Raw genomic sequence first — 5,089 nt, forward strand, 5'->3', positions numbered from 1 at the left:
CCATTGCCGAGCTGGGTGAAGAGGTCGCCGCACAGCAAGGTTTGGGTCGACTCCTCGTAAACCACGCCGGCATCCCACCCGTGCGGGGTGTGCGGGGTATCGATGTAGCGGATCCGCTTGCCGCCGATGTCGATCACTTCGCCATTCGCCACCACCCGTGGCGGTCGATCCGACATGTCGTTCAGCGACACCAGGCATCCCGTCATCCCATGCGCCACCTGAGCGTCCGGGGCAGCAGCCAGCCATTCGTTCATGGCGCCGCATTCGTCGGCCTCGTAATGGCCGAACGTGATCCAGCGCAGGTCCTGAACCGGCATGATCCGGGACACGGCTTCGGACACGAGCGGGAACATCTTTCGCAGCCCCGTGTGGAACAGGAGCGGTTCGTCGCCGCGCACGAGGAAATGGTTGAAGGTGAAGCCGGTCGGCGGGGCGATATCCGGCACGAACACGGAAATCCGATAGATGCCGTCGGCGATTTCGCTGATGTTGGGTCCCATGACTTTCTCCACGCGATCATCTTGGTGGGTGCCACCGGCCGGACTGGGCACGGTGGACAGCAGTCACATTTGAACGTACAATAGCGTGCAGTGAAATCGGCAGATGGTCAATATGGCGGCACCATGCGGTGTGCCGAAACACACATGACCCGGACCTACACCCTCAAGAAGCGTGCGGAACAGCAGGCGGAGACCCGGCAGAGGATCGTCGAGGCGGCTGTGGACCTGCACGGCAGCGTCGGTCCGGCGCTCACATCTCTCAGCATGATCGCCGAGCGGGCCGGCGTTCAGCGGCACACGCTCTACGCCCACTTTCCCGATGAGCGCAGCCTTTTCCTGGCCTGCTCGGGTCTGACGCTTGAGCGTGATCCCCTCCCCGACGCCGCAGCCTGGCGCACGATCGAGGATCCGCGCGAGCGTCTCCGGGTTGGCCTCAATGCGGTTTATGGCTGGTACGAACGCAATGCCGATCTGGCCGCCTGCGTGCTGCGGGATGCCGAATACCATCCGTTGACGAAGGAGATCGCCGAGTTGCGGTACGGCCCGTCCATGGCGGCCTATCAGGAGGTGCTCGGAGCGGACCTGAGCATGACGCAGCGGACCGTGCTGAGGCTGGCCCTCAGCTTCTTCACATGGCGCACCCTGGTCCGCGAGAGCGGGCTCGATCGGGACGCCGCTGTCAGGGCCATGGTCCAAGCGATCGATTGCGCCAAGGAAGCATGAACACGGGCGAAACCGCCGCCTTGAACATGACGCCGCGGACTAAGGTTTCTCCGCTGCCCGAGGCCAGGTCTGGAGGATTTCCGGGTCCGGCTCCGGTGGTGTTCCCTTGACCTTAACAGGTGTCCCGACCCCAACGAAGCAGAGAAGCTCCTCGTTGTCCGCGAGACTGAAGGCACGACGCATCGCCCGCGTCGCCACCTTGCGGCCGCTCACGGCCATCGCGCCGTAGCCGAGGAGGTCAGCGGCCAGGACCACGTAGCCGAGGGCAGCTCCAGCCGACGCGCGCTGCTCGATCTCGGGCACCTCGGCGTTCTCCTGCACACGCGTGAGATCACGGCCAGGAGCGTCGGCGCGTGGAGGGCCTTCTCTCGGGCCCGCTCGAGCTTCTCGCCGCCGATGCCGGGATCGAGTTCGCGCTCGGCGACCTCGAACGCATCCGCCAGGGCATCACGTCGATCCGGTGGGATGACGATGAAACGAAATGGCTTCAGGCGGAGGTGGTTAGGTGCCCTGGAGGCGGCCCGCACCAGCATGAGGATCTCGTCGTCCGTTGGACCCGGCGCCGTCAGATGCCGCGGCGAAGTCGAGCGTCTTCCACAGATGCGTTGCAACAGCCTCAGCCCTTCCGCCTTCGGGTCAGAAAGGCTCGTCATCAGTGATCCGATAGTTGCCACGATCGTCGCCTCTTGGTGTCCCGTGAGAAGCTGACAGCGCCAAGCCGCTTCAGCACACCCATCGTTCCCGTCACACGTAAGATCGCACATTTCGCTGGAGCATGTTGAGCAAATCCATGAGGGCGCTGTCTGATTGCGCTCCTAGCCCCAAGTCTTGGCCCAAGCCGGCCATGACCATTGACCAATGAATGTCAAAGATGGAAAGGGAGCATAGGATCCGGCTTTAAGCCTCGCGCCACCAGTTGTCGATCCGTTCTATCTTAGCGCCCAATCAGGAACGGATCTTGCGCTGGCCCTTTGATGCTGGAGAGGCGGTGAAATCGGCACAAAAGACTCCATCGACGACTGCAAATCACCAGCCTGCATCGCAGAGGGCCAGAGATTTAACAGGCTCTCGTACTGCCCTGTGGCCATCGTCACTTGAGGCGTCTCGGCACAGTCGTCTTCCTAGCGGAACCAGCACTTTTGGGGCTGATGGGAGCCTCGGAGCTGTCGGAACCTGGCGCACCTCTGCTCGGCCCTTATAGTACGAGCGTTCCCTCCTTGATGGATCGTTGCCTCAAACCTTGTCCTGGGCTTTGGGCTTCCGCGATCCGCCGTGCAGTTGACGGTTTCCCCAGCTCCGCAGCGCCCGTTGTGTGATGCTGGTAATCTTCCATGCACCTTCGGCTTTGCCGAACCGGAACTCGTAGGCCCCGCATGAATGATAGAAGTCCTCACCTTCCCCCTTGAAGTCGCGGTCGAACCTCAGGATCAGGTAGTTGCAGCGTCCTCCAACCCCATCCTCTTGCTTCGTCAGCAGCAGGTTGGAAAAGCTGTGATGCTTGGCCAGGGTGTCGACTGCATTCCGCCGGCGTTGAACGAACTCGGTGCTGCTCATGGTGCTGGGTTGCTCACGGCCTGACGAGGCATAGTCAATGAAGACCGCGGTCGAGAGGCAGCTCTGCATGGATGCCCAATCCCGCTCGTCGAAGGCAAGGAAGAAGCGGCACAGGACATCGTTGATTGCGATGTGATCGAGAGTGTCCAAGGTTTCCATATCGGGCATCCTCTGTGGCGAAGCGAAAGTGGTTGGCGCAAGTACCATCACTGCATGTCGAGCCTGCTCACGACGCCTTCTGAAGGTCTGCAGCTCTCCGCCCCAGCGGTCATTCGGTCGAATTCACAGAAGTGCAAGAGGCGTCGTTATGGATCCTTTGCGGGTGTTCCCCCCTCGCTACTTGATGCGTTCAAGGTTCATGCGGAAAGATCGTCTCCTCCCGCATGGAACCAGCAGCCCTAATGGTCCCATGCCATCTTGAGGCCGAGGCGCATCGTCCGGGGTGACTCATTCATCGATCGAATGAGTTAGTTTCAACCCAATCACTAACCGAGGCCAAGTTCCTTGAGGATTGCCGTGATACGAGCCTGCTCCTCCTTGATGAACGTCCCGAACTGGGCGGAGGGCATGTAGAGATCGACCCACTCCCGTTCCTGGAGGAGTTTCTTCCAGGACTCGCTTTGCACCAGCTTGGCGACGGCCGCTTCCAGGGCTTGCTTGTCCTCCGCACTGACATTCGGAGGAGCCATCAGGCCGCGCCAGTTGACGAGCGTCGCATCCACACCCTGCTCCCGGAAGGTTGGGATGTCGATGCCGGGCAGGCGCTCCGGCGATGAGATGCCGATCGACCTGAGCTTGCCCACCTTGAACTGGCTCGCGACCTCGTTGAGGCCACCCGTTGCAACGGTGATCTTGCCGTTCATCACCAGCGGCAGCATCTCGCCGCCGGTTCCGACGGGAATGTAGTTCATCTTCTTGACGTCACCACCGCCTGCCTTGGCGACAAGGCCACACAGGACGTGGTCGGGAGAGCCATGCGCAAAGCCACCCCAGGTGACCGAGCCGGGATCCTGCTTGAACTTGTTGACCAAGTCCGTGACGGTCTTGATGGGTGAGTCAGCAGCTACGAACAGCGGCTGATACTCGCCCTGGAGACGGGCAAGCGGGGTGGTCTGCTCAAGGGTCACCGGCGACTTGTTGATGACCGGGGCGCCCACAAGACCGAACCCGGCGACCATCAGCGAGGGGTCCCGATCCTTGGCGTTGATGAACTGGGCCAAGCCGATGGTGCCGCCGGCACCCGGCACGTTCTGGACCTGCACGCTGGTGGCGATCTTTTCCTTCATCAGCACATCCTGCACCGCGCGAGCGAGTTGATCGTATCCGCCTCCGGGACCGGCGGGAGCGATGATCTTAAGGCTCTTGAGCTCTTGCGCCCATGCCGGCAATGCCGGCAGAAAGCCGGCTGAGGCAGCAGCGAGGAGGGCTTTGTTGAAGCTGCGACGATCTAAGGTCATTTCCTGTCTCCCTTGGTTCTTCATTTGCACATCACGTTGGTTGGCTTTGCCCTTGATGGGCGGCAGTGCTCCACGAGGGTTGGTCGAGCGCCTGCGAGTCAGCGAACTTGCTGCTTTTGGGTGCTGGCTTACCTGTTCAACACTTTCGCGGGCCTCATCCGATCAGGCCATGTACTGGCCGCCGTTGATGGACAGGGTCGAGCCGGTGACGAAGCCGGCCTCGTCGGCGGCCAGGAAGAGCACGCTGCGGGCGATCTCCTCGGCCTCGCCGAGGCGGCCGACCGGAATGAGCGGCAGGATCTTCGACTTGAGAACCTCTTCGGGGACGGCCTTCACCATTTCCGTGGCGATGTAGCCCGGCGCGATCACGTTGACGGTGACGCCCTTGTTGGCGTTCTCCTGCGCCAGCGCCTTGGCGAAGCCGATCACGCCTGCCTTCGCAGCGGAATAGTTCGCCTGCCCCATCTGGCCCTTCTGGCCGTTGATGGACGAGATGATGATGATGCGTCCGAAACCGCGCTCGCGCATGCCCTCGATCACGGGGCGCGTGCAGGTGAACATGGAATCGAGATTGGTGCGGATGACGGCAGACCACTGATCGTAGGTCATCTTGTGGAACATGCCGTCGCGGGTGATGCCCGCGTTGTTGACCAGGATGTCGACCGGGCCGAGTTCGGCTTCGACGGACCTGATGCCGCTCTCGCAGGATGCTGCATCGGAAACGTCGAATTTGAAGACCGGAATGCCGGTCTCCGTCTTGAACCGATTGGCGGCTTCGTCATTGCCGCCGTAATTCGCGGCAACCTTGTAGCCCGCGTCCTTCAAGCCTTTTGAAATCGCGGCACCGATGCCGCG

Annotated in this window: 5 protein-coding genes and 1 pseudogene; 1 reads left to right on the top strand and 5 read right to left on the bottom strand. The window is 61.7% G+C overall.

What is annotated here, in order from left to right; all coding sequences use genetic code 11:
* Window positions 1-500 (bottom strand): oxygen-binding di-iron domain-containing protein (locus tag DDF70_RS35310; RefSeq protein WP_114943885.1); only part of this gene is annotated, 500 nt, incomplete at its 3' end.
* Between the two features lie 144 nt (window positions 501-644).
* On the opposite strand from DDF70_RS35310, the gene DDF70_RS35315 reads away from it, so the two are divergent.
* Window positions 645-1,223, top strand: a complete 579-nt coding sequence (locus DDF70_RS35315; RefSeq protein WP_114949150.1) for a TetR/AcrR family transcriptional regulator — start codon at window positions 645-647, stop codon at window positions 1,221-1,223.
* Between the two features lie 39 nt (window positions 1,224-1,262).
* Here the strand turns inward: DDF70_RS35315 and DDF70_RS39130 are convergent.
* From DDF70_RS39130 to phbB, 4 genes and pseudogenes are all read right to left on the bottom strand, one after another.
* Window positions 1,263-1,987: pseudogene (locus DDF70_RS39130) on the bottom strand (nitroreductase family protein).
* Window positions 1,988-2,456: 469 nt separating this feature from the next.
* A complete protein-coding gene (locus tag DDF70_RS35330) occupies window positions 2,457-2,936 on the bottom strand; it encodes a nuclear transport factor 2 family protein (protein WP_114949153.1) in 480 nt (159 codons plus the stop codon).
* Window positions 2,937-3,262: 326 nt separating this feature from the next.
* Window positions 3,263-4,234 (bottom strand): Bug family tripartite tricarboxylate transporter substrate binding protein, encoded by a 972-nt coding sequence (locus DDF70_RS35335; protein WP_114949154.1) that lies wholly within the window; start codon window positions 4,232-4,234, stop codon window positions 3,263-3,265.
* A gap of 162 nt (window positions 4,235-4,396) precedes the next feature.
* Window positions 4,397-5,089: acetoacetyl-CoA reductase (gene phbB / locus DDF70_RS35340; protein ID WP_114949155.1), on the bottom strand; the 693-nt coding region annotated here is incomplete at its 5' end.

The organism is Microvirga calopogonii, assembly GCF_003347665.1.
GTDB lineage: Bacteria > Pseudomonadota > Alphaproteobacteria > Rhizobiales > Beijerinckiaceae > Microvirga > Microvirga calopogonii.

Bases quoted from the DNA above. Each gene is read 5' to 3' on its own strand.
- DDF70_RS35315 (WP_114949150.1), top strand. From the start codon at position 645: ATGACCCGGACCTACACCCTCAAGAAGCGTGCGGAACAGCAGGCGGAG.
- DDF70_RS35335 (WP_114949154.1), bottom strand. From the start codon at position 4,234: ATGACCTTAGATCGTCGCAGCTTCAACAAAGCCCTCCTCGCTGCTGCC.
- DDF70_RS35330 (WP_114949153.1), bottom strand. From the start codon at position 2,936: ATGGAAACCTTGGACACTCTCGATCACATCGCAATCAACGATGTCCTG.